Origin of the sequence: Providencia sp. PROV202 (assembly GCF_028479565.1) — a bacterium.
In the GTDB taxonomy this organism is placed as follows: domain Bacteria; phylum Pseudomonadota; class Gammaproteobacteria; order Enterobacterales; family Enterobacteriaceae; genus Providencia; species Providencia zhijiangensis.
In genome coordinates this window covers 1-23,490 of the sequence record NZ_JAMPNV010000007.1, presented here as the reverse complement: position 1 = coordinate 23,490, position 23,490 = coordinate 1, and the positions used below count along the sequence as shown (strand labels likewise).

24 protein-coding genes are annotated in these 23,490 nt (G+C 44.1%); 3 read left to right on the top strand and 21 right to left on the bottom strand.

The genetic code is table 11. The features are described 5' to 3' along the window. Positions 1–61: 61 nt before the first annotated feature. The 15 genes from rpoS to cysJ form a co-directional block, all read right to left on the bottom strand. A complete protein-coding gene (rpoS, locus tag PR799_RS04585; protein WP_154627611.1) occupies positions 62–1,048 on the bottom strand; it encodes an RNA polymerase sigma factor RpoS in 987 nt (328 codons plus the stop codon). 51 nt (positions 1,049–1,099) lie between these two features. Next, positions 1,100–2,164 (bottom strand): murein hydrolase activator NlpD, encoded by a 1,065-nt coding sequence (gene nlpD, locus PR799_RS04580; RefSeq protein WP_272521361.1) that lies wholly within the window; start codon positions 2,162–2,164, stop codon positions 1,100–1,102. Positions 2,165–2,379: 215 nt separating this feature from the next. Beyond that, complete coding sequence (locus PR799_RS04575) at positions 2,380–3,006, bottom strand: protein-L-isoaspartate(D-aspartate) O-methyltransferase (RefSeq protein WP_006659377.1); 627 nt, start codon at positions 3,004–3,006, stop codon at positions 2,380–2,382. After that, on the bottom strand, positions 3,003–3,764 hold the full coding sequence (gene surE, locus PR799_RS04570) for a 5'/3'-nucleotidase SurE (protein ID WP_272521360.1): 762 nt from the start codon (positions 3,762–3,764) through the stop codon (positions 3,003–3,005). Before surE ends, PR799_RS04575 begins: the two co-directional genes overlap by 4 nt. Continuing rightward, on the bottom strand, positions 3,742–4,791 hold the full coding sequence (gene truD, locus PR799_RS04565; protein ID WP_272521359.1) for a tRNA pseudouridine(13) synthase TruD: 1,050 nt from the start codon (positions 4,789–4,791) through the stop codon (positions 3,742–3,744). Before truD ends, surE begins: the two co-directional genes overlap by 23 nt. Then, the gene (ispF, locus tag PR799_RS04560; protein ID WP_108478380.1) at positions 4,757–5,269 is read right to left on the bottom strand and encodes a 2-C-methyl-D-erythritol 2,4-cyclodiphosphate synthase; all 513 of its coding nucleotides are present in this window, start codon (positions 5,267–5,269) and stop codon (positions 4,757–4,759) included. Before ispF ends, truD begins: the two co-directional genes overlap by 35 nt. Before the next feature lie 9 nt (positions 5,270–5,278). Continuing rightward, positions 5,279–6,007 carry a 2-C-methyl-D-erythritol 4-phosphate cytidylyltransferase gene (gene ispD / locus PR799_RS04555; protein WP_154627614.1) on the bottom strand — a complete coding sequence of 243 codons (729 nt, stop codon included), beginning with the start codon at positions 6,005–6,007 and terminating at the stop codon, positions 5,279–5,281. A 60-nt stretch (positions 6,008–6,067) separates the two neighbouring features. Next, positions 6,068–6,364, bottom strand: coding sequence for a cell division protein FtsB (gene ftsB, locus PR799_RS04550; protein WP_036955764.1), 297 nt, complete (start codon positions 6,362–6,364; stop codon positions 6,068–6,070). A 159-nt stretch (positions 6,365–6,523) separates the two neighbouring features. After that, entirely contained in the window at positions 6,524–7,147 is a 624-nt protein-coding gene (gene cysC, locus PR799_RS04545; RefSeq protein ID WP_154627616.1) for an adenylyl-sulfate kinase, read from the bottom strand. Positions 7,148–7,151: 4 nt separating this feature from the next. Next, positions 7,152–8,594 (bottom strand): sulfate adenylyltransferase subunit CysN, encoded by a 1,443-nt coding sequence (gene cysN, locus PR799_RS04540; protein WP_272521358.1) that lies wholly within the window; start codon positions 8,592–8,594, stop codon positions 7,152–7,154. 24 nt (positions 8,595–8,618) lie between these two features. Continuing rightward, positions 8,619–9,527: a sulfate adenylyltransferase subunit CysD gene (cysD, locus tag PR799_RS04535; protein WP_036955774.1), complete on the bottom strand. Its 909-nt coding sequence runs from the start codon at positions 9,525–9,527 to the stop codon at positions 8,619–8,621. A 14-nt stretch (positions 9,528–9,541) separates the two neighbouring features. Further along, positions 9,542–10,954: a siroheme synthase CysG gene (gene cysG, locus PR799_RS04530; protein ID WP_154627618.1), complete on the bottom strand. Its 1,413-nt coding sequence runs from the start codon at positions 10,952–10,954 to the stop codon at positions 9,542–9,544. A gap of 303 nt (positions 10,955–11,257) precedes the next feature. Then, a complete protein-coding gene (locus tag PR799_RS04525) occupies positions 11,258–11,992 on the bottom strand; it encodes a phosphoadenylyl-sulfate reductase (protein WP_272521357.1) in 735 nt (244 codons plus the stop codon). Further along, on the bottom strand, positions 11,989–13,734 hold the full coding sequence (gene cysI, locus PR799_RS04520) for an assimilatory sulfite reductase (NADPH) hemoprotein subunit (RefSeq protein ID WP_272521356.1): 1,746 nt from the start codon (positions 13,732–13,734) through the stop codon (positions 11,989–11,991). Before cysI ends, PR799_RS04525 begins: the two co-directional genes overlap by 4 nt. Continuing rightward, on the bottom strand, positions 13,734–15,539 hold the full coding sequence (gene cysJ / locus PR799_RS04515; RefSeq protein WP_272521355.1) for an NADPH-dependent assimilatory sulfite reductase flavoprotein subunit: 1,806 nt from the start codon (positions 15,537–15,539) through the stop codon (positions 13,734–13,736). Before cysJ ends, cysI begins: the two co-directional genes overlap by 1 nt. A 265-nt stretch (positions 15,540–15,804) precedes the next feature. Between cysJ and queD the strand changes: the two genes are divergently transcribed. Further along, on the top strand, positions 15,805–16,170 hold the full coding sequence (gene queD, locus PR799_RS04510; protein WP_036955790.1) for a 6-carboxytetrahydropterin synthase QueD: 366 nt from the start codon (positions 15,805–15,807) through the stop codon (positions 16,168–16,170). Between the two features lie 53 nt (positions 16,171–16,223). On the opposite strand, the gene queE is transcribed toward queD, so the two are convergent. Next, entirely contained in the window at positions 16,224–16,895 is a 672-nt protein-coding gene (gene queE / locus PR799_RS04505) for a 7-carboxy-7-deazaguanine synthase QueE (protein WP_272521354.1), read from the bottom strand. 177 nt (positions 16,896–17,072) lie between these two features. Here queE and PR799_RS04500 point away from each other — a divergent pair, with 177 nt between their 5' ends. After that, positions 17,073–18,440 (top strand): amino acid permease, encoded by a 1,368-nt coding sequence (locus PR799_RS04500; protein ID WP_154627623.1) that lies wholly within the window; start codon positions 17,073–17,075, stop codon positions 18,438–18,440. A 102-nt stretch (positions 18,441–18,542) separates the two neighbouring features. On the opposite strand, the gene PR799_RS04495 is transcribed toward PR799_RS04500, so the two are convergent. From PR799_RS04495 to PR799_RS04475, 5 genes are all read right to left on the bottom strand, one after another. Further along, positions 18,543–19,733, bottom strand: coding sequence for a methionine gamma-lyase (locus PR799_RS04495; RefSeq protein WP_154627624.1), 1,191 nt, complete (start codon positions 19,731–19,733; stop codon positions 18,543–18,545). 15 nt (positions 19,734–19,748) lie between these two features. Continuing rightward, positions 19,749–20,141 carry a hypothetical protein gene (locus PR799_RS04490; protein ID WP_154627625.1) on the bottom strand — a complete coding sequence of 131 codons (393 nt, stop codon included), beginning with the start codon at positions 20,139–20,141 and terminating at the stop codon, positions 19,749–19,751. Between the two features lie 13 nt (positions 20,142–20,154). Beyond that, positions 20,155–21,342, bottom strand: a complete 1,188-nt coding sequence (locus PR799_RS04485; RefSeq protein WP_272521353.1) for an NAD(P)/FAD-dependent oxidoreductase — start codon at positions 21,340–21,342, stop codon at positions 20,155–20,157. Positions 21,343–21,585: 243 nt separating this feature from the next. Continuing rightward, entirely contained in the window at positions 21,586–22,119 is a 534-nt protein-coding gene (locus tag PR799_RS04480) for a DUF1287 domain-containing protein (protein ID WP_272521387.1), read from the bottom strand. 115 nt (positions 22,120–22,234) lie between these two features. Next, the gene (locus PR799_RS04475) at positions 22,235–23,026 is read right to left on the bottom strand and encodes an endonuclease/exonuclease/phosphatase family protein (protein ID WP_272521352.1); all 792 of its coding nucleotides are present in this window, start codon (positions 23,024–23,026) and stop codon (positions 22,235–22,237) included. 277 nt (positions 23,027–23,303) lie between these two features. On the opposite strand from PR799_RS04475, the gene PR799_RS04470 reads away from it, so the two are divergent. Beyond that, positions 23,304–23,490, top strand: a 187-nt coding sequence (locus PR799_RS04470) for a hypothetical protein (protein ID WP_272521351.1), incomplete at its 3' end; no start/stop codon positions are given.

Below are 23,490 nucleotides of genomic sequence, written 5' to 3'. Positions count from 1 at the left end.
TAAAAAGAAAAGCCCCTGTTATCAACGACAACAGGGGCTTCATGTGTTTTAACACGGCAGATTACATATTGAATAACGCTTCCAGCGTTAAATCTTCACCTTGTAAAATATCTTTTAAACGTCTTAAACCTTCTACCTGAATTTGACGAACTCTTTCACGAGTGAGCCCAATTTCGCGCCCAACCTCTTCCAGAGTTTCCGCTTCATATCCCAACAAACCAAAACGGCGCGCTAAAACTTCACGTTGCTTCGGATTGAGTTCATATAACCACTTAACGATATTTTCTTTTAAGTTGTTATCTTGGATAGTGTTTTCAGGTCCTGAATCATTATCATCCGATAATACTTCCAGCAGTGACTTCTCAGAATCGCCTGCGATAGGCGTATCAACCGATGTAATACGCTCATTTAAACGTAGCATTCGGCTGACATCTTCAACAGGTTTATCTAATTGCTCAGCTATCTCTTCAGGACTTGGCTCGTGATCGAGCTTTTGAGCAAGTTCACGGGCGGTACGAAGGTAAATATTGAGTTCTTTGACGATATGAATCGGTAGGCGGATTGTTCGGGTTTGATTCATGATAGCGCGTTCAATCGTTTGACGGATCCACCAAGTCGCATACGTTGAAAAACGGAAGCCTTTTTCGGGATCAAACTTTTCAACTGCACGAATCAACCCGAGATTTCCTTCTTCGATCAAATCGAGTAAGGCAAGACCTCGGTTGTTATAACGGCGAGATATTTTTACCACTAAGCGAAGGTTGCTTTCTATCATGCGCTGACGCGATGCTACATCTCCCCGAAGGGCTCTGCGAGCATAGAAAACTTCTTCCTCTGCGGTGAGGAGTGGAGAGAATCCAATTTCACTGAGATAAATTTGGGTTGCGTCCAAAACGCGTTGACTCACGCTTTGGAGTAATTCCGTTTCTTCATCCAGTTCTGAAACTAGATCCTCTTCTTTGAATTGACTCTCATCAAATGCTTCATCCATCGCATTTTCATCGAGATCATTATACAACTCGTTAACTTTCAGCGAACTTTGGCTCATCAGTGACTCCGACCCAAGATAATGAGGACGGAATGTGTCACTCCGCCCAGTTTATCGCTGCGGTAAATAACGCAACGGGTTTACTGATTTTCCCTTATAACGAATTTCAAAATGCAAACGAACAGAACTTGTTCCGGTGCTACCCATAGTGGCTATTTTTTGACCTTCAGCAACATCCTGTTGGTCACGCACAAGTAACGTATCGTTATGTGCGTAGGCACTTAAGTAGTCATCATTATGTTTTATTATTATGAGATTTCCATATCCGCGCAGTGCATTGCCAGCATATACGACTTTACCTGGAGCAGCTGCAATAACAGATTGACCGCGAGAACCAGCAATATCAACACCTTTGTTTCCACCTTGCGCATCAGAGAAGCCTTCAATCATCTTCCCATCAGCTGGCCAATGCCATTTAATTGACGAATTATTGGTGCTACTTCCTGTTGTTGCTGTTGCAGTCGTAGTGGTTGGGCTCGCTGTTGTCGTTGAAACCGTTGAGGCTGGTTTCTTGTTATTCGGCAACATCTTACCTGAATTCTGCCCGCTACTATTTTCAGGATACCCATTAGTTGGTTGAATATCAACCGGGCGCTGTTGACTATTTGACGCAGTTTGTGTGATCGAGCTCACATTTGTATTACCAATATTTATCACCTGACCTACATTCAGGCTGTATGGTTCAGAAATGTTATTTTTCGATGCTAACTCACGGAAATCATTACCCGTTATATAGGCGATATAGAACAGAGTATCACCGCGCTGAACGGTGTAGGTATTTCCGTTATAACTTCCTTTAGAAATGCGGCCATAGTCTCGGTTATAAACAATACGTCCATCGCTGCTGGTTGAAACAGGTCTAGAGGTATTATTTCCCATCGAACTATTAGACGACAAATTAGGTCTGTCCGAAGGCATCGCCGTGCTCATTCCAGTATTGGACGGAGGATTCGGCACCGTTCTTGGTGCGGATTGTTGGCTAGATGAACCTCCATCATTCACACTCGAAATCGGTGCTGCGGGATGATAAGGCGTTGAGCATCCTGCTAATAAAGCACCGCTAAATGAAAAGATAACCGCCCATCGAATTCTGTTTATTGGGCTAACAATTTTCATATTTCTTCTCCCGTGAAGAAAAATCTGACCTGATACTAAAGGGTTAGAATGCAATTAATGCTTATTGAATATTAGTATCTTAAAATATTTCGCTTATTAAAGCAGAAATATAAAATAATGGACAAGTTAAATGTATCAAAAGTATAACAAATTGAGATTATCACTTAACAGTTTGAGCGAAATAACCCATTAATTCAAAATAACTTAAAGGGTTATTAGCTCAAATCGCCAGCAACAAGAGGGACAAAACGCACTTTTTCAATCACATTAGTGTGATAGTCATTACCGCGACGGGTAATTAATTTCAGAGCCTGATCTTTGTCACCGACAGGGAGCACGAGGCGTCCACCATCTTTTAACTGCTTAAGTAACAATGACGGAATTTCGCTAGGTGCGGCGGTAACAATGATCCCATCAAAAGGGCCTTTCGATTGCCAGCCTTCCCAGCCATCACCGTGGCGAGTAGAAATATTATGTAAATCTAACAACTTAAAGCGACGTTTTGCCGTCCACTGCAAGCTTTTAACTCTTTCGACTGAATACACATGCTCGCAAAGATGAGCCAAAACCGCCGTTTGATACCCAGATCCCGTGCCAATCTCCAGCACATGATCCGTCGGTTTGACCGCCAATAATGCAGTCATTTTTGCAACAATATACGGCTGTGAAATGGTCTGTCCATGACCAATTGGTAATGGGATATTATCGTAGGCTTTATGAGAGAGCGCTTCGTCAACAAACCGTTCGCGAGGAACTAGCGCGAGCGCGTCTAATAGGCGCTCATCGTGAATTCCCTGTTGGCGCAACTGTGCCAGCAGTTCTTTCATGAGCCCAATTTTCATTTTGCCTTCACTCCTGACTTATCTAGCCACTCTTCTAATACAGCCTGAGTTTTATAAGACGTTAAATCCACTTGTAACGGCGTTATCGAAACATAGCCATTTTGTACCGCTTCAAAATCCGTACCCGGGCCTGCATCACGAATTTCCCCAACCGGCCCTAACCAATACAGCATATTACCGCGAGGATCTTCTAGATTATAAACCTCAGATGCCGCATGACGGCTGCCACAGCGGGTAACTTTAATTCCTTTTAGCTCCTCATAAGGAATATCTGGCACATTGATATTCAAGATATTGCCCGCACGCAATGGATTTTTTTGCAGCATAGTGAGGATATCGCACGTTACCTTGGCCGCCGTTTCATAATACACATCACCATCCAATGAAACCGCAATAGACGGTAAACCTAAGTGACGTCCTTCTGTTGCCGCCGCAACGGTACCAGAATAAATCACATCGTCCCCGAGATTTGGGCCACAGTTGATTCCAGACACCACAATATCAGGGCGAGGACGCACAACTTTATTCACCCCGATATACACACAATCCGTTGGAGTGCCTTCTTGTACAGCGAGATCACCATTACTTAATGTTTGGATTTTTAATGGTCTATCCAAGGTTAATGCATTTGAAGCACCACTACGGTTGCGATCGGGTGCAATCACCTGCACATGATAATGTTGGCGCAATGCCGCTGCCAGAGTTTGAATCCCCGGCGCCGATACGCCATCATCGTTACTCAATAATATGTTCAGCATCAATACAATCCTGATTAATAATTTCGCGTACAACACTCGTGGCAAAGCTGCCTGAATTCAGGAAAAAGCACAGCTTTACGGTTGACGAGTCTAGCCACTGCCATTGCAGATTTTGCGGCTTAACCAGTACAGCTCGTCTCGCTGGAGAAACTCGCTCACTTTTCATTAGTGCCATAAATGGCTGATAATCTTGTAAACAGTGAGTCTCGAAAGCTAAGGCATCATTTTGAGTGCCTAAATCGCCATTCCCAGGAAGCGGCGCTGTCACACTTAGCTCAGCAGATTGTAAACGCGCTTGCAGAGAGTCTAACTCTTCTGCCGTCGCCACAAACCAGCTACCACGTCCGGTTAGTTGCAGTGCATCCCCCAGCATCGCGTGTTGCTGTGTATGATTTGCAATTCGCGCACTGGCGATATCATTAAACATAGCACTTCGCGCGGCAGAGAGATAAAAACTGCGTTTATTTCGTTCACGTACTGTAATTTCTTGATTTGCCCAGCGGCGAGCTTGAACCAAGTTTTGCCCATCTCGACCAAAACGTTGTTCGCCAAAATAGTTCGGAACACCTAAATCAGCCACTTTTTGTAGGCGTTGTTCTACATCATCGGCGTCCGTAATATCCCGCAATGTCACTTCGAATTGATTCCCTTTTAAGGAACCAATGCGTAATTTACGTTTCTGGCGAGTGACCGCTAACACACGGCACCCTTCAAGCTGCCAAGCCGAAAAATCGGGCGTGTCTTTACCCGGCATTTGCAGACAGAACCACTGCTCCGTCACCGCATGCCTGTCTTTTAGTCCCGCATAACTGACTGCTCTTGCTGAAATTTTAGCAAACTTTGCCAGTTGTTCCGCAACAAATAATGTATTGCAGCCTGTTTTTTCGACGCGAACCATAACGTGTTCGCCTTCACCATCAAGCTCAAAACCCAAATCTTCTTTCACCACGAAATCCTCAGGAATACTTTTTAATGTCCCTGAAGAGAGGGGTTTACCATGCAGGTACTGAACATTCATAACTTTCATTACTATTATCTTTGATAAGTAAAACCACAGCGGCGCAAGCAATCCCTTCTTTTCGCCCCACAAAACCCAATTGTTCTGTGGTGGTTGCTTTCACATTGACGTCGTCCATGTGGCATTCGAGATCTTCGGCGATATTCACGCGCATTTGTGGGATATGCGGCAACATTTTTGGTGCTTGCGCCATGATAGTGACGTCGATATTGCCAATTAAATAACCTTTTTTACGTACTTGGCAAAAGGCTTCTCTGAGTAATACTCGGCTATCCGCGCCTTTATAAGCAGGGTCAGTATCTGGGAATAATTTTCCGATATCCCCAAGTGCTGCAGCACCTAAAATGGCGTCTGTCAGCGCGTGTAAGACCACATCACCATCCGAATGTGCGATAAGACCTTGTTCGTAAGGAATGCGAACGCCACCAATAACGATAGGGCCTTCTCCGCCAAACTTATGCACATCAAAACCGTGTCCGATTCTCATTTTTTTTCCTTATGATTTCATTCTTGAAAGATAAAATTCCGCCAGCGCCAAGTCCTCTGGTCGCGTCACCTTAAGGTTATCAGCTCGTCCCGATACTAATATCGGTTGATAACCGCAATGCTCAAGTGCGGAAGCCTCATCCGTGATTACTGCATTTTCTTTCAATGCTTTATCTAAACAGTCACGTAGTAATACTAATGGGAAAAACTGCGGTGTTAAGGCATGCCAGAGCGCTTCTCGCTCAACAGTATGGGAAATACTTTGCGTTCCCTCCACGCCCCGCTTCATCGTATCTCGAACTGGAGCCGCCAGTATGCCCCCACAACAATCATTCTGAGTGGCTAATTGAATAATAGTATTTAAATCATCTAAATGCAGACATGGACGCGCCGCATCATGCACCAATACCCAAGCATCATCATACTCAGGTTGCGAAACCAGATAGTTTAATCCTGATAATACTGAATCTGCACGCTCTTTCCCCCCGATAACTGTGATGACGCGAGGGTCTTTGGCTATATCGAGGTGATGGAAATAATCATCTTCGGCACTTAATGCAACCACGATTTTTTGTACGTCTCCACTACGCAATAAGGCGTCAATGGTGTGCTCAATAATGGTTTTCCCTGCGACCGACAAATATTGCTTTGGGCAATCCGCATTCATACGACTGCCCACTCCCGCAGCGGGGATCAGCGCAACAATCGGTACTGCGCTGGATATTCTTGGATTTATCATGATTCGAATCTTACATCAGAAATTATCAGGCTCTTGGGTGTGGTCTACCCTACACGATGATTATTGAGATGACGGTGGATTATTACGCTCTTTGACCATTCGATAGAATGATTCCCCAGGCTTTAACATGCCTAGCTCGCTACGTGCGCGCTCTTCAATTGCATCCTGACCATCATTCAAGTCATTGATTTCTGCAAATAGCTGCTCATTACGCTGTTTTAAACGCGTATTCACAATTTCCTGCGCAGCAACATCATCCTTGACTTTGACATAGTCATGGATGCCATTTTTGCCTAACCATAAGGAATATTGTAACCAAGCTAATATCGCAATTAATAGTAGCGTTAATTTACCCATCTTGCCCCCTGAAATGATTTGCTAATCATCCCATAACTGAGCGCGTGACGCTACTGCGATGCAAATATTGTCTAAAAAAGTCAGAATTGTTCGCGCTAGAAGAGATTAAATATCATCCAATTCCCTATAAATGTAGAAAAGGATGATATTTAAGTAAAATCAATTTGCTATAGAAATGATATTTCGCTGTTGCAGCAGTTGAATCACCTGCGCTAAAGAATCATGGATAGGGCGCAGACCATCAAGGTGTAATTCTGGATTTTGTGGTGGTTGATAAGGCGAATCAATCCCCGTGAAATGGGTAATTTTTCCTGCTCGTGCTTGCTGATATAACCCTTTGGGATCTCTCTTTTCACAAACCTCAATAGGCGTATCCACATACAGCTCATAGAACTGATCGGGCTCAAATAGTTCGCGAACTCGCTGTCTATCTTCTTGATAGGGCGAAATAAACGCCGTAGCCACAATCAGCCCCGCATCCACCATTAACTTGGCAACCTCGCCAATCCGCCGAATATTTTCCTGTCGATCTGCGTCACTAAACCCGAGGTCACGACATAATCCATGACGAACATTATCCCCATCAAGAAGATAAGTTTTGATCTCTAAGCTCGCCAATTGTGTCTCTATCGCCCCCGCCAAAGTGGACTTTCCGGACCCCGATAACCCCGTAAACCACAGCACCGCGCCTTTGTGACCATTGTGCTGCTCTCGCCATTGCCGAGTCACATTATGGGAATGCCAAACAATATTCTCCGATAGGCCATTTTTCAGTGTATCCATAACGTTACTTCCCACCTAGCACATCACGAGCACCCCAATGAGGGAAGTGGCGGCGGATTAGTTGGTTAAGTTCAATTTCGAATTGGCTAAACTCACCACGGTGCACCGTTTCTTCAGCTTGCGCTTCTCGAACTAGCCCTGCCCCCACCGTTACGTTGGTTAGCCTATCAATTAAAATCATCCCACCGGTATCTCCATTATTTTGGTAATTTTCCAGTAGTAACGGCTCATCGAATGAAAATTCCACCAAACCGATGCCATTCAATGGCAGCTCCGTGGCCACTTTCTGAGTTAAATTATTCACATCCACTTGATATTGAATGTTTTCAACTTTGCCTCGGCTGCGCTTACCTGCCACTTTAATATCCACTTGTTGCCCTTGCACCAGAGGCTGCTCTGACATCCACACCACATCCACTAAGGCGTGCTGGCTAGCAAGTAACTCTTCGTTTTCAGCGACAATTAAATCGCCACGACTGATATCAATTTCATCGTTCAGTACTATAGTAATCGCCTCACCCGCAATGGCTGAAGTCGGGTTACCGGAAAATGTCACAATCTCTTTGATGGTTGAAACGTTTCCTGAAGGTAGTACTTTCACTCGTTGCCCTACCTGTATAACCCCCGATGATACGGTGCCACTGTAGCCACGAAAATCTAAGTTTGGGCGATTCACATATTGCACTGGGAAGCGTAACGGCTGCTCAGCGACCGTCTGAGTGACTTGCACCGTTTCCAGCAACGACAATAGCGTTTCCCCTTGATACCACGGCAAATTCTCGCTTGGAGAGACGATATTATCCCCATCCAGTGCCGAAATCGGCACAAACCAGACGTTTAAATCGACCGGAAGTTGCTGAGCAAATTGCTGGTAATCTTGCTGTATTTTCTCAAACACGGACTGACTATAATCCACCAGATCCATTTTATTCACCGCGACGATCAAGTGGCGGATCCCCAGCAACGTACTAATAAAACTGTGGCGTCGCGTTTGCTCTTGAATGCCTTTTCGAGCATCGATCAGCAAAATAGATAACGAGCACGTTGATGCGCCTGTCGCCATATTGCGGGTATATTGTTCATGTCCAGGAGTATCCGCGATGATAAACTTGCGTTTTTCCGTCGAAAAATAGCGATATGCCACATCGATGGTGATCCCCTGTTCACGTTCAGCGGCTAATCCATCCACCAGCAAAGCCAGATCTAATTTCTCACCTTGAGTGCCAATTCGCTTACTGTCGCTTTGTAAAACGGATAATTGGTCTTGGTAGATTTGTTGAGTATCATGCAGCAAGCGCCCAATCAAGGTACTTTTCCCATCATCCACGTTACCGCAGGTGAGAAACCGCAATAACCCCTTATGTTGCTGAGCCTGCAAGTAAGCTTCCACGCCACCTTGCTGTTGAATTTGATGCGCCATTGCGTCGTTATACACGAATTCAGCCATGATGTTGCTCTCCTCACCGATTAATTAAAAATAGCCTTGGCGCTTTTTCAGCTCCATAGAGGCCGATTGGTCACTATCAATCAAACGCCCTTGGCGTTCACTGGTGGTGGATAGCAACATCTCTTCGATAATTTCCGGTAGCGTGCTGGCATTCGACGGCACAGCTCCCGTCAATGGCCAGCAGCCTAATGTGCGAAATCGGACTTTTTTCTTGGCAATAACCTCTCCCGCTTTTAGCTCTATGCGCCCATCATCCACCATGATTAAGGTGCCATCTCGTTCAATCACAGGGCGTTCATCTGCAAAATAGAGTGGGACAATGTCGATGTTTTCCAAGTAGATATATTGCCAAATATCCAGTTCAGTCCAATTGGATAGCGGGAAAACGCGGATGCTTTCCCCTTTATTAATTTGTCCGTTGTAATTGTGCCAAAGCTCCGGTCGTTGGTTTTTCGGATCCCAGCGATGCGAGCGGTCACGGAATGAATAAATTCGTTCTTTTGCGCGTGATTTTTCTTCATCACGCCTAGCCCCACCGAACGCAGCATCAAAACCATATTTATCTAACGCCTGCTTTAATCCTTCGGTTTTCATGATGTCGGTATGTTTTGCGCTACCATGAACAAACGGGTTGATGCCGAGACGCTCCCCTTCAGGATTTCGGTGGATCAATAATTCAAAACCGTATTTTTTCGCCGTCTCATCACGGAACTGGTACATTTCACGAAATTTCCATCCAGTATCCACATGCAGCAACGGGAAAGGGATCGTGCCAGGATAGAACGCTTTTCGAGCCAAATGCAGCATCACGGATGAGTCCTTACCAATGGAATAGAGCATCACGGGATTCGCAAATTCCGCCGCCACTTCACGAATAATATGAATACTTTCCGCTTCTAATTGCTGTAAGTGGGTTAATTTTTTTTCGTTCACGATTTACTCCTCGATTAAGCCAATTCCAGCACGGCTGAGCGCCATTGGATGGTTTCGGGTTGCTGACCAAACCACGCCAGCTGTTGATGTAATGCCGCCACTTCACCAATGACGATTAATGCAGGGGCTGGCGCTTGCTGAGCCAATGACTCCAATTCATGCAAAGCCCCCACAATCACTTTTTGATTTTGCCGAGTCCCACAACCAATCACCGCAACGGGGGTATCTCGATGACGCCCATATTGAATAAGCTGCTGGCGAATATTGGCTGCTGTCACGGTACCCATGTAGATAGCCAGTGTTTGATGACCGCGTGCTAATGCTTGCCAATCCAACTCAGCCCCCTCTTGTCGGCAATGTCCGGTAATAAACGTGATACTCTGCGCGTGTTCTCTGTGGGTTAGCGGGATCCCTGCATAAGCCGCCGCACCAATAGCGGCAGTGATGCCAGGTACGACTTGAAAAGGGATGTTAGCCTCGGCAGCAACTTGCAACTCTTCACCACCACGACCAAAAATAAACGGATCCCCGCCTTTTAAGCGCACCACCTTTTTGCCTTGCTGGGCATAGTTGACGATCAACCGATTGGTTTCCTCTTGGGAAACGCTGTGATTTCCTGCTCGTTTACCTACACAGACTTTGTCTGCATCACGGCGAACAAGGTCAAGGATTTCCGTGCTCACTAAATGGTCATACAGCACCACATCCGCGTTTTGCAGTACTCTCAGCCCTTTGAGTGTTAATAGCCCCGCATCACCCGGCCCCGCCCCCACTAAGGTTAGCTCCCCTTGGTTATCCGGCGTTGCTAACTGTTGCTCAAGCTGCTTCTCGGCATCATCCAGTTGTCCTCTTTCCACTAAAGAGGCAAAGCGCCCGCTAAAACTCAATTCCCAAAAACGTTTACGCTCACTGAGCTTAGTCAAATTTTGCTTAACGCGCTCACGCCAACGCCCTGCAATTTCCGCCATTTTGCCCAGCGATGTCGGCAGCAAGGTTTCCAGTTTTTCTCGTAATAATTTGGCTAAGACAGGTGCGGTTCCACCCGATGAAATCGCCACCATAATGGGAGAACGGTCGATAATCGAAGGCACAATAAAGGAACATAGGGGCTGGTCATCCACCACATTGACAAAAATATGGCGCTGCTGCGCATCATGAAAAACTTTCTCATTGAGCGCTTGGTCATCCGTAGCAGCAATCACCAAGTAAGCATCATCAAGGTGATAAGCTTGATAAGGCTGCTGCACCCAGTGCAATTGTTTTTGCTGATAAGCTAACTGTAAGCTTTCGCAAAGTTCAGGGGAAATCACCACCAGCGAGGCATGGGCTTTCAATAATAATTCGGCTTTACGTGCCGCGACCACACCGCCGCCAATCAAGACAACTTGTCTTTCTCGCACACTCACAAATAAGGGTAAGTAATCCATATATCGCTTCCATCCAACATTTTAATTATAAGAGCAATGAAATTGACTATATGGCCTGAATTGGTCACTTTGAAATGACAAAAAAGCATGAATAGGAACAGAAAGGCATAAGCTAAATAAAGTGAGGAAAACCCAGTAAATTAAGCCTATCTCCCGCGATTTTGTATAAATAAACAATAAAGGGACACCCTTAATTTAGATAAAGGTATCCCTTTGTTATTACACAAATAAATTAACTTTCTACTTATTAGTAATGCAAGTAATTAATTATTTAAATGAAGTCTTTAGTTTTCTTAAAAAGCATTAATTTTCATGCAGCCCGCATTCTCGCTTTAAGCCAAAGAAACGGGTCTGTTCTTCGCTCATTCCCGGCTCCCACGGACGGCTGGTATGGGTATCCCCCACTGATAAATACCCTTTTTCCCATAATGGATGGTAGGGTAAATTATGTTTGGTCAGGTACTGATATACATCTTTATTACTCCAATCAATCACCGGCAGAATTTTAAAGATCCCGCGCCCAATACTCAGTACGGGTAACTCAGAACGGCTCGCCGATTGTTCGCGCCTTAATCCTGAAAACCAGCTTTGCGCCTGCAGTTCATGCAGCGCCCGCGTCATAGGCTCCACTTTGTTCAATTGGTTATACCGCTCAATGCCCTCAATCCCTTGAGTCCATAACTGCCCATGAATGGCTTCTTGCCATGCAGGGCTCGTCGCCGCTCGATACACTTTCAAGTTTAAATTCAGGCGTTCAGTAAGCTGCTCAATAAACTGATACGTTTCGGGAAATAGATAACCCGTATCCGTCAGAATCACAGGAATATTTGGCGCCACTTGCGTGACTAAGTGCAGCGCCAAAGCACCTTGGATGCCAAAGCTTGATGACAACACCAATTCAGTCGGAAGATGTTCCACTGCCCACTCAATGCGGGCTAGCGCGGTCATCTCTTCAAGTTGCGTGTTGAATTCCGCTAAATAAGCGACTTGAGCCTGTTTATCTAACGGCTGAACTTGCGCTAATTGAAGTCGGCTCATACCGCCTCCTTAACCTCGTAAAAATCGATAGCTGAGTTGAGTACCGGCTTCACGACGTTAGCGCGGATCAGGTAGTCACCAAAACCTTCATTCTGTTGACGCTCAACGGCCCAGCGACCAATCAGCTCATCCATGATGGCTAAAATTTCTGTGCTGCTGATATTTTCCTTATACATTCGAGGAATACGCGTACCGATGCGGTTTCCACCTAAATGCAAGTTATAACGGTCGAGGGCTTTACCCACCAATCCCACTTCCGCCAGCATCGCGCGACCACAGCCATTTGGGCAGCCCGTAACCCGTAAAACAATATGTTCATCCGCCACGTGATGCGCTGCCATGATGTTTTCAACTTGCGTGACGAACTCCGGCAAAAATCGCTCCGCTTCCGCCATCGCTAGCGGGCAGGTTGGGAAAGAGACACACGCCATCGAGTTTTCACGCTGGCGCGTCACTTCACTGCTCATCAATCCGTGCTCAATGGCAATTTTTTCTATTGTCGCTTTGTCTTCTTCCGCAATCCCCGCCACAATTAAGTTCTGATTGGCCGTCAGGCGAAAATCCCCTTTATGGATTTTAGCGATTTCGGCGACGCCAGTTTTTAACGGTTTATCCGCTAAGTCGATTAAGCGCCCATTCTCCACAAACAAGGTTAAATGCCAGCGGTTATCAATCCCCTTAAGCCAGCCAATTTGATCGCCACGCTCCGTAAATTGGTAAGGGCGAATCGCCTCAAACTGCACGCCGGCACGTTTTTCCACTTCCGCCTTAAACACCTCAATCCCAACGCGCTCAAGGGTATATTTGGTTTTGGCATTTTTACGATCAGTTCGGTTTCCCCAATCCCGCTGCGTAGTGACAATCGCTTCAGCAATTGCCAAGGTTTTATCTAAGGGAATAAAACCAAATTCACTGGCAAGGCGTGGGAATGTGTTGGTATCTCCGTGGGTCATCGCTAAACCGCCGCCCACCAGCACGTTGAAACCGATCAATTGCCCTTTTTCAGCAATCGCCACAAAGTTCATATCATTGGCATGGAGATCAACATCATTTAGCGGCGGGATCACCACGGTGGTTTTAAATTTCCGAGGAAGATAGGTTTGACCTAAAATCGGCTCTTCATCGGTGGTCACAATCTTTTCTTTATCTAACCAAATCTCAGCATACGCACTAGTGCGAGGTAGCAAATGCTCAGAGATTTTTTTCGCCCATTCATAGGCTTGCTGATGCAGTTCAGACTGCACAGGGTTAGACGTACACAGTACGTTACGGTTTACGTCATTGGCGGTAGCTAACGCATCCAGCCCAACATGGCTGAGCATTTGGTGCGCCGGCTTCACATCCCCTTTGAGAATACCGTGAAATTGGAATGTTTGACGGTTGGTAATACGAATGCTGCCGTATAACGTGTGCTCAGAGGCAAATTTATCAATATCAAGCCACTGTTTCGGGGTAATGATGCCTCCCGGTAAGCGACAACGCAGCATCATGGCATGACGCGGTTCTAGCTTTTGCTCAGCTCGCTCTGCGCGAATGTCTCTGTCATCTTGTTGATACATACCATGAAAACGGATCAGCAAGAAATTATCTCCGTCAAAACCGCCTGTTAAACCGTTTTTGAGATCGTCTTTGATAGTGCCTCGTAAATAGTTACTTTGCTGCTTCATTCGCTCGCTGTCAGCGAGCTTTCCTTCAACCACTAAGGCCGGCTGAGGTGCAGCTTTTTGATGTTCATTGCTCATTAATAAACGTCCCTCTGATAACGGCGCATCACACGCAGCTCACTTAAAAAGTCATCCGCTTGCTCTTCATCCATGTGCCCGTGCTCGCTGATGACATCCAATAATGCTTGTTCCACATCTTTCGCCATGCGATTTGCATCCCCACACACATAAATATGTGCGCCTTGTTGGATCCAGTCCCACACTTCGCTACCTTGTTCGCGCAATTTGTCTTGCACATACACTTTTTCAGCCTGATCCCGCGACCACGCTAATGAAATATGGGTCAGCAAACCGTCTTTGACATAACGCTGCCATTCGACTTGATATAAGAAATCGTCAACAAAGTGCGGATTGCCGAAAAACAGCCAGTTTTTACCTTGGCTACCGTCGTTATCACGTTGCTGTAAGAAAGCGCGGAATGGGGCAATACCTGTTCCCGGACCAATCATAATCACGGGCGTATTTGAGTCTGCGGGTAGACGGAAATTATCATTATGTTCAATAAATACCCGCAGTTCGTCGCCTTCATTGAGACGGTCCGCTAAAAAGCCAGAAGCACCGCCTGTTCTTGGACGTCCATCAATCTCATAGCGCACAACACCAACGGTGGCATGGACTTCATCAGTAGCTTCTGCCTGTGAAGAAGAAATGGAATACAAGCGCGGCGTTAATGGGCGCAGTAAATCCACAAACTCTTGGGCACTTGGTTGAGCCGCCGCTTGGCGTACCATATCGACGATAGGCGTGGTTTGTGCGTACTGCATAATGGTAGACTTATCGCTGATCAAGCCTAATAAGCTATCGTCTTTGGATAACTGAGCGTATTTCTCGACGATCAAATGGGTATTTTGGGTCAGCTCTAGTTGGTAAGTTAACGCATCACGCAGCGAATGGCGCTGTTGACCAATAAATACGTCCTCATCTCCCTGTAGCCATAGCAGGCTAATCAGCTCATCCACTAACGCGGGGTCATTATCAAACCACACACCAAGAGCATCACCCGGCTGATAGCGTAAGCCGGAATTCCCCAAGTCAATTTCAATATGACGCACATCTTTGTCCGATCCGCGCCCCGTGATTTTTTGGTTACTCAACAGCGAGGCGGTTAATGGCGCCGTTTTGGTATATGGGGAAGAATCGAGCTGATTCACACTACCAGATTGAGTATTGATGAGCTGGCTATCTGACTGAGCAGGTACTCGCGCTTTTAAAATTTGCGTCAAAGAGCTTACCCACTCGTCTGCCAATGTTTGATATTCAACATCCGCATCGACCCGAGGAAGCAACGCACTCGCCCCGAGTTTCGTAAACTGGCTATCGAAATCTTTTCCTGCTTGGCAAAAATGCTCATAAGAAGAATCGCCAAGTGCAAAAACCGCATAATGGGTGGTTGAAAGATCGGGAGCTTTCTTCGAGTTCAAATATTTATGTAATGCAACTGCCTCTTCGGCTGGCTCCCCTTCACCTTGGGTGGATGCCACGACGATCACCACTTTCTCTTGGTTGATCTGCTTAAACTTGTAATCGCCAGCATTGACTAAATTGGCACTGATTTTCTCACTCAGTAGCTTTTCTCGAAGCTGCTCCGCTAAACGACGCGCATTACCCGTTTGGGAGGCTGAAATAATGGTCACGGTTTCTTGAGGCGTATAGCTTGCAGGAACAGATTCACTTTGCGCACTGTTTTGATTCACCATTCCCCACAAATAGCCAGATAACCAAGCCAGTTGATGGGATGAATAATCCCCCACTGCGGTTTGTAAGCGCCCTAATTGCTCCGTCGAAATCGGTAATGCTGATAATGGAGGTTGCTTGTTTTGCATTATTTTGTCACTCCAACGTGATCCATCATTGAATAGTCAATAAAACGTTATATATGCCATTCTCTATCCCAAATGAAGATAAAGGTTATAACAGCCATAACTAGGAAGATAAGAAACTATAGCCATAACTAATAGCTAAAAATCCTAAAGAAAATATTCGATGATGAATATCGAATAAAAAGATTAGCCAGAAATCGATAAATAACGACATTTTGAGTAAAAATAACAGTAGAATACGCTACTAAACATTAGTAAGGAGAAATTTATGAGCACAACCATCTACAAAGATTTTCACTTTGAAGCAGCCCACCGCCTTCCTCATGTACCCGAGGGGCATAAATGTGGTCGCCTGCATGGGCACTCTTTCATGGTGCGCTTAGAAATCACGGGTGAAATTGATGCGCATACGGGATGGATCATGGATTTTGCTGATGTGAAAAGCGCCTTTAAACCTATCTATGAGCGTCTAGACCATCACTATTTAAATGAGATTGAAGGGTTAGAAAACCCAACCAGTGAAGTGCTTGCTCGCTGGATTTGGCAACAAACCAAGCCACTGTTACCACTATTAAGCGCCATTACGGTTAAAGAAACCTGCAATGCAGGCTGTGTGTATCGCGGAGAAGCCTAAGTCAAATAGGTGCTGAGCTGTAAGTTATCACCTACAGCTCAAAGACATAATGTTTACTGAATATTCAGATATTTATGGGTTTGAATGGATAGCCGCCAGTTGCGTTGGATGCAGGTATCAATACATAGCTTCGTCGCTGATACTTTTTGACTAATCGGCTGAAGCGCCACAATCGGTGGCTCCCCCTGAGTTCGCAAAGATAATAGCTGGTCAAGGGCTTCAATATCCTTTTCACGCGCCACAGGATGTTTGATTTCATTGGCACGATTAATCGCCTGTTCGAGTACTTGCAATCCACCTTTCATCCCCACTTTCGGTGAGACAGTGACCCAGGTATTTTCAGTGCAGATGATTGGGTAAGTGCCGCTGGTTTCAATCTGGCATTGAAACCCATTCACTTCAAGGGATTGCGTTAAGTTTGTTAAATCATAAATACACGGCTCTCCACCCGTTATCACAATGTGTTTTGCGGTATAGCCGTTTTGTTGCATTAGTTTGATTAAGCTTTCGGCATCGGACATTGCCCATAAATCACTGTCTTGTGTTTTTAATGCAATATCACCCAATGTGGATTCCTTCGCGGGCTCTTTGTCCCAGGTCTGTTTGGTATCGCACCAACTACAACCAACTGGACAGCCTTGCAAACGAATAAAAACAGCAGGGACGCCAGTAAAAACACCTTCCCCCTGTAAAGTTTGGAAGATTTCATTAATTGGGTATTTCATATTGCTCCTAGAAGATTCCATTTGGCGCATATTATATTGCAGATATCTATCTCGCGGGCAATGCACTTTGTGATAATGTAGTCACCCTGCGTTCAGGAAAGTACGTCAACTCAAACAACGAAACCGAAACAATATTCGGTACAATATTTCGAAATAAAGTCAATGACAGGAAAAGACATGCAAAGTAGTGAACAAAATCAACTCAGAAAGGGGCTGAGTGTCCGGCACATTCGCTTTATGGCCTTAGGGTCAGCGATTGGTACTGGGCTATTCTACGGTTCTGCGTCTGCGATTCAGGCAGCCGGTCCCGCGGTGTTATTAGCCTATATGTTAGGTGGTGCCGCCGTATTTATGGTGATGCGCGCCCTCGGCGAAATGGCAGTTCATCATCCAGTCCCAGGTTCATTCTCTCACTACGCAAGCCATTATATGGGGCCTCTAGCGGGCTTTTTAACAGGCTGGAACTACGTATTTGAAATGCTGGTGGTCTGTTTAGCCGATATTACAGCCTTCGGGATGTACATGGGGTTCTGGTTCCCGCATGTCGACCAATGGGTCTGGGTATTGAGTATCGTGCTATTTATTAGCGCCCTCAATCTTTGCCACGTTAAGATTTTCGGTGAGATGGAATTCTGGCTATCGATTATTAAAGTCAGCGCCATTATTGCCATGATTGTCGGTGGTGCCTTCTTGATGATCTACGGTTTTGGTCAAGAAACTAGCCATGAAGTCGGCATCCAAAACTTGTGGGATCATGGCGGCTTTATGCCAAATGGCATTGAAGGGGTGATTGCCTCTCTCGCAATCGTTATGTTTGCTTTTGGTGGTATTGAGGTGATTGGTATCACGGCAAGTGAAGCGCAAAATCCTGAAAAAACCATTCCGAAAGCTATCAATGCGGTACCTATCCGTATTCTATTATTCTATGGATTAACGCTGTTTATCCTGATGTGTATCTATCCATGGAACCAAATCGGTCAAAACGGTAGCCCGTTTGTCCAAATCTTCGATAGTTTAGGTATTCAATCTGCAGCAAATATCCTGAATATCGTAGTAATCACCGCAGCAATTTCCGCTATCAACAGTGATATTTTTGGCGCTGGTCGCATGATGTATGGTATGGCTCAAGATGGGCAAGCACCGAAAGTCTTTACTAAACTGACCAAAAGCGGTGTGCCATGGGTGACAGTGCTGGTGATGTCCGTTGTGATGTTATTAGGGGTTTACCTGAACTACCTGTTACCAGAAAAAATCTTTGTGATCATCGCGTCAATTGCAACCTTCGCAACGGTGTGGGTCTGGTTAATGATTTTACTGTCACAAGTGGCAATGCGCCGCAAGATGAGCCAAGAAGAAATCAAAAAACTGAAATTCCCAGTGCCGTTCTGGCCTGTAGGCCCAGCAATCACCATCGCATTTATGGTGTTTGTTATCGCTTTATTAGGCTTCTTTAAAGATACGCAAGTGGCGTTGATTGTGGGCTTTGTGTGGGTGGCTTTACTCAGTATCACCTTCTTTGCGATGCGTTATTACCAAAAACGCTGATCCTTTTTCATTAAGAAATCAATAAAACAGCCCTACATCGAACAGATCTAGGGCTGTTTTTTTAATGATTTTTGATTTTATGGAGCCGTTAGTTCTACTACATCACACTGACGCAAGCGCCTGTTCAATATCTGCAATTAACTCATCGACATTTTCTAAGCCAATAGATAGTCGAATCAGCCCATCACTAATCCCGTATTGCAGCCTTTCTTCCGGTGTATAGGTCGAATGAGTCATACTGGCAGGATGCTGCGCCAATGACTCGCAATCTCCCAAACTCACCGCCCTAGAGAACAGCGTTAAATAGTTTAAGAACCGCTTGCCTGCTTCCAGCCCCCCTTTTAGCTCAAATGCAATCATGCCTCCGGCTAATTTCATCTGCTTTTGGGCTAATTGATACTGCTCAAAACTCGGTAACCCCGGGTACATAATGGTAGCGACTTTTGGGTTCACTTCTAAATATTCCGCAATTTTCTGTGTGCTCTGGACTATCCTATCCATACGAACAGACAAAGTTTTCATTCCCCGAATAATTAGGTTAGCATCATGAGGAGATAAACATGCCCCCGTCATATCTTTCAAACCAACTAATCGAATTAGTTTTGCGCACTCTGCCGTTGTGGCTACCGCTCCCCCCATAGCATCCCCATGACCATTCATGTACTTGGTCAATGAGTGAAGTACAATATCCGCCCCCAATGTCAGTGGTGTTTGAATATACGGCGTGCAATAGGTGTTATCGACTACCACTAAGATATTATGTCGATGGGCAATCTCACTCACCGCAGCAATATCCACCAAACGCATGTTCGGGTTAGCGGGTGACTCAAAGAATATCATGCGCGTTTTTTCCGTAATGGCTTGAGCGACACTCTCTGGATCACTCATATCAATGTGCTTAATTTTCACACCAAATCGAGCCAACCCATGATGAAAAAAGGCATAAGTACAGCCATAAACTGTTAAGTCCACTAACAGTTCATCACCCGGATTTAATAATGTCCAAAATGTGGCAGTGATTGCGCCCATTCCTGACGAGAACACAATTGCCGCCTCTCCCTCTTCAAGAGAGGCAATTCTATTTTCCAATAGATTTAATGTTGGGTTATTAATTCGGGTATAAATATAGCCATCTTTTTCACCACTAAAACAGGCAGCGCCCTCTTCGACACTTTTAAATACATAAGTCGATGTTTGATAAATTGGCGATGCCAATGAACCTAAATGATCTTGTGCATTATAGTGACTATGAATTGCCCGTGTTTCGAAAGAACGTTTTATATCTAAACTCATACCACCTCCGAAAAATTACCCTCCTTGGGATTGAGATAATCGAGAACCGACAATTTGCATTGTTCGCAAAAGCGTCGTAATTCCACGTAATGTATTTGGATCTTTTAACAATCCATACACTGAGCGAAAGTTAGGATTTTTACTATCATGTATTCCTTCCATTTTTGCCATATTGTAGGCAGTACCTAATTCCCATACAGGCACTAAAGTATCTTCAAAAGAATTTGATAATCGTTCTACTGTACTGTTATCTAATATATCGACAAGGTCAGATACTAGTGAAAGCAGATCCACAATATTGTCTAAGCGATTTAAGTGTAATAACGGTGCTAATTTTTCAGCAAGATGATTACCAGATTCGGAACTTAATAGTTCAACCAGTTTACTTTGACTTTCATTATTCGACATTTTTAATTCCTTATTAAACTAAGCCACGGATTGCTGCCCAATAAATACCTCTATTGAAGCCATTTCTTAGTAATCCACCGAGCTTTGTTGGCGGAGTCGGAATAACATCGTGCTTGTAATCATATTGCAAAGGCATACCCGCCGTTAATCCCATTTGAGCAACAGCTTGTACTCGACCATCATAAATAGCCGCTGGGTAGCCATAAATTAACTCGCCACAAATATTATCAGCAATAATTGCAGCTTGGTTATGGCAGCTACCGCCGGCTTTACTAATTGGTAAATCAACCGTGTCACCAATAACATAAACACCTTCAACACCATAGACTTGCATGGTTTCATGATCAGTCGGTAACCAACCTTCACCATTATTGTGTTCACTTAATCCAGTATTCACGACCGCCTCTACCGCAGTAATTGGTGGCGTGCTAATTAATAAATCGAAAGGTTGTTCATCCCCTTCTTTGGAATAAGCTAGTTTCTTATCTGGGTCGACTTTACTTAAAGTGAATCCTCGCTGAGCTTTAATATCTCTAGTAACAAATACTTCTGGAATAACTTCACAAACTGGCTGTTGCATGAATAAACAGTTACGCAGTAATTGTGCAACCGTTGGATAGGTATAAACAATTTCAATATTATCTCTAACCCGACGTTTACGTAAAAACTCATCAATCATGAGTGTTGTTTCCATCGGTGCTATTCCACACTGATGGGGAACATTTGGTGTTTCAGGAAATGAAACGGTAATAAAAATACGACCTTTTTCAATCTTAGATAATTGATCGGCTAATTTACGCGAGGCATCATAGGCATAAAAATGGTTACCCATTTCCTTTAATCCTTCAATGCGTTCAGGTCTTGGAATACATCCAGTTGCAACAACTAAATAGTCATAGTGATATTTTTTATTATTTCTTGAGTGTAATTCTTTATTTTTAAAATCAAAAGAATCAACTTTATCAATGACTAATTCAATTTCTGGTCTTAATAATTCACGCTCAGGTCGGCTTAACTCTTCTTTAAAGAACATATTAAAAGCCACATACATAAATGCAGGTTTATAATAATGTATCGGATTATCTGTTATTAATGTTATTTTTATTTTTTGAGAAAAAATGTCTTTATTCAGTTTTCTAGCCAAAATATTAGCTAACATGGTACCGCCAGTACCACCACCCACAATAACTATATTTTTCATGATTTAAAATCCTTAAGAAATAAAACAGCTCGATAAATAAAACCTTCTCATCGCCGTGCTTTACACTTAATAAATATAGTTTAATGCCAATAACAACCAATACAATAAATTGCATATAATTCGAAAATCAACAAAAAAAACTAATCACTTTGAGATATTAAAGTACTTTCTCCGGTAAAAGAAAAGTGACGCACTCATAAAGAATAAAATAAAACCCCATTACAACCTATTGAAATAAAAATATTAATACGAATAATGTCCAACTATCTTCCATTTAAATAAGACGTCCTCGGCGACTTGTCCATATCCAATATTGTGCATCACTAAGTAATATTGACTATTCGATGCTTTGATGGATGTCACAATTCCTATATGTGGCCGACCGTTATCTAAGCGCCATGAAACAATATCGCCGGGTAAATAATCCTCCCCTTTTAACGTAATAGGTTTAACGGTACCTTTTCTAGCAAAAAAGGTTTCCAAGTTTGGTACTCGCCGATGATCAATATTGGTATCAGGCTTACGAAGCCCCCACATTTTTTGGCTTGGATACTGGCTAAAATTTTTCTTTATATCTTCATGAAGCTGTTTTTGAAGATCAATACCCAGCTTACGATAACTGCGGATCACAACATCAGAACAGACACCATAATGGCTGGGAACATCCCCATTGGGGTAATCTATCTGGCGATAGGATGAATCATAAACAACAAGGCGAGGTAACTGTTTAGCCTGTTTCGCCAATTCAAGGTTATTTTTTCCTAATGCATAGGACATGCAAAATAGTAAAGCGATAGGTAATAATCGTTTCAAGGTACGGTCCCCGCAAAATAGAGAATAAAATCTACAATAATTACAGGGATAAATAAGGTGGGATAATCTTAAAAAGGCATTACTTAGTTAATTTAAATTGGGTAATAATAGGGTTATGATCTGACGCATCCGTCTGTAATACTTGGCTTTCTTTCAGTTTTAAGCCGCGGTAAAACATAAAGTCTAATGGACGACCAAACGCTTTTGTCCGTAAATCTGAATCGTAGAGAACTTCCTTCAAGCCAACGGAACGAATAAAGCGTTTTAATGCATTTACTCGCTGACGGCTCCATGCATTAAAGTCCCCAGCGAGAATAACGGGACCAACATGTTTGCTAATGTGAGAACCTAATTTACTCAATTGCTTCGTATATACATCAACCCCAAAACTAAAGTTGATTGCATGTACGTTCGCAACCATTAAATGCTTGCCATTAGGTAATGGATAAACCGTGATCAACGCCGATTTAGCTAAACGTAATAGCGGTTCTTTTTCTCGTAATGGGCAACAATAAATAGGGTGAGCGGTCGCAAGTGTCATTACCCCTGATGGATGAGGAGAAAAAGGTAAGGCAGGGACTTGGTCTGCTATCAACTGATGTGAAGCAGCAAAAGAAACCAATTCTGGTGACATCTGTGCTTCTTGGAGCAATAACAGTTTTTTCTCTTTAACGAGCTCTGCTAACGTAGATTTCCAATTTGGCCGCTGCTGCTTATAAATATTCCACGTAACAACATCCAACGTTTCACCCGCAGGAAACAGAGGAAGACCAATAGGAAGGGAATCTCCCAGCATATGGATTGGCATAGGCTGAATACGTTTTGCAGGCTCGCCCGCAATGTACCGAACAGAATAGGTTCTTTTAGCCACGTACCAGGTTCCCTACAAAATTGATAACCACAAGAGTTGATGCATTTAGCATTGCTTTGTTGAACTCACATTCAGTATATCAAATATCTTACAGGTAATCTTAAGGAACTTATTATTCCTTTTTGTGACTTTTCCAGGTTAGCCCGACTATCTTCGTCAAATTACCTGTCATCCGCCATGATAAACTTGCAAGATAATGGCTTAACAAAGCAAAAATATACACGTAATAGAGGCATTCTTTACTACTTGATTAGGATATAAGACGAGTAAGGTTAATATGGCGGTCGGTTTTCAACTCAATATGCAGGGCAATTTTATTGCTGATAGTAAAAACACCGTTTATGGGTTGGGAAGCAAAGCGATATTAGGCGCTTTTAGGCAGTTATTGGTTGGAGGCATCACCGACTTTGCTAATGGCAAAACAGTGAGTGGTATACCTTTCGGTGATTTCCAGTACTCCAAAA

Bases quoted from the DNA above. Each gene is read 5' to 3' on its own strand.
- PR799_RS04495 (WP_154627624.1), bottom strand. From the start codon at position 19,733: ATGAGTTTAGATATAAAACGTTCTTTCGAAACACGGGCAATTCATAGT.
- cysC (WP_154627616.1), bottom strand. From the start codon at position 7,147: ATGGATACACTGAAAAATGGCCTATCGGAGAATATTGTTTGGCATTCC.
- queD (WP_036955790.1), top strand. From the start codon at position 15,805: ATGAGCACAACCATCTACAAAGATTTTCACTTTGAAGCAGCCCACCGC.
- ftsB (WP_036955764.1), bottom strand. From the start codon at position 6,364: ATGGGTAAATTAACGCTACTATTAATTGCGATATTAGCTTGGTTACAA.
- surE (WP_272521360.1), bottom strand. From the start codon at position 3,764: ATGCTGAACATATTATTGAGTAACGATGATGGCGTATCGGCGCCGGGG.
- PR799_RS04525 (WP_272521357.1), bottom strand. From the start codon at position 11,992: ATGAGCCGACTTCAATTAGCGCAAGTTCAGCCGTTAGATAAACAGGCT.
- queE (WP_272521354.1), bottom strand. From the start codon at position 16,895: ATGAAATACCCAATTAATGAAATCTTCCAAACTTTACAGGGGGAAGGT.
- PR799_RS04490 (WP_154627625.1), bottom strand. From the start codon at position 20,141: ATGTCGAATAATGAAAGTCAAAGTAAACTGGTTGAACTATTAAGTTCC.
- cysG (WP_154627618.1), bottom strand. From the start codon at position 10,954: ATGGATTACTTACCCTTATTTGTGAGTGTGCGAGAAAGACAAGTTGTC.
- cysI (WP_272521356.1), bottom strand. From the start codon at position 13,734: ATGAGCAATGAACATCAAAAAGCTGCACCTCAGCCGGCCTTAGTGGTT.
- ispF (WP_108478380.1), bottom strand. From the start codon at position 5,269: ATGAGAATCGGACACGGTTTTGATGTGCATAAGTTTGGCGGAGAAGGC.
- truD (WP_272521359.1), bottom strand. From the start codon at position 4,791: ATGAAAGTTATGAATGTTCAGTACCTGCATGGTAAACCCCTCTCTTCA.
- PR799_RS04500 (WP_154627623.1), top strand. From the start codon at position 17,073: ATGCAAAGTAGTGAACAAAATCAACTCAGAAAGGGGCTGAGTGTCCGG.
- cysN (WP_272521358.1), bottom strand. From the start codon at position 8,594: ATGGCTGAATTCGTGTATAACGACGCAATGGCGCATCAAATTCAACAG.
- ispD (WP_154627614.1), bottom strand. From the start codon at position 6,007: ATGATAAATCCAAGAATATCCAGCGCAGTACCGATTGTTGCGCTGATC.
- nlpD (WP_272521361.1), bottom strand. From the start codon at position 2,164: ATGAAAATTGTTAGCCCAATAAACAGAATTCGATGGGCGGTTATCTTT.
- PR799_RS04480 (WP_272521387.1), bottom strand. From the start codon at position 22,119: ATGTCCTATGCATTAGGAAAAAATAACCTTGAATTGGCGAAACAGGCT.
- cysJ (WP_272521355.1), bottom strand. From the start codon at position 15,539: ATGCAAAACAAGCAACCTCCATTATCAGCATTACCGATTTCGACGGAG.
- rpoS (WP_154627611.1), bottom strand. From the start codon at position 1,048: ATGAGCCAAAGTTCGCTGAAAGTTAACGAGTTGTATAATGATCTCGAT.
- PR799_RS04485 (WP_272521353.1), bottom strand. From the start codon at position 21,342: ATGAAAAATATAGTTATTGTGGGTGGTGGTACTGGCGGTACCATGTTA.
- PR799_RS04575 (WP_006659377.1), bottom strand. From the start codon at position 3,006: ATGAAAATTGGGCTCATGAAAGAACTGCTGGCACAGTTGCGCCAACAG.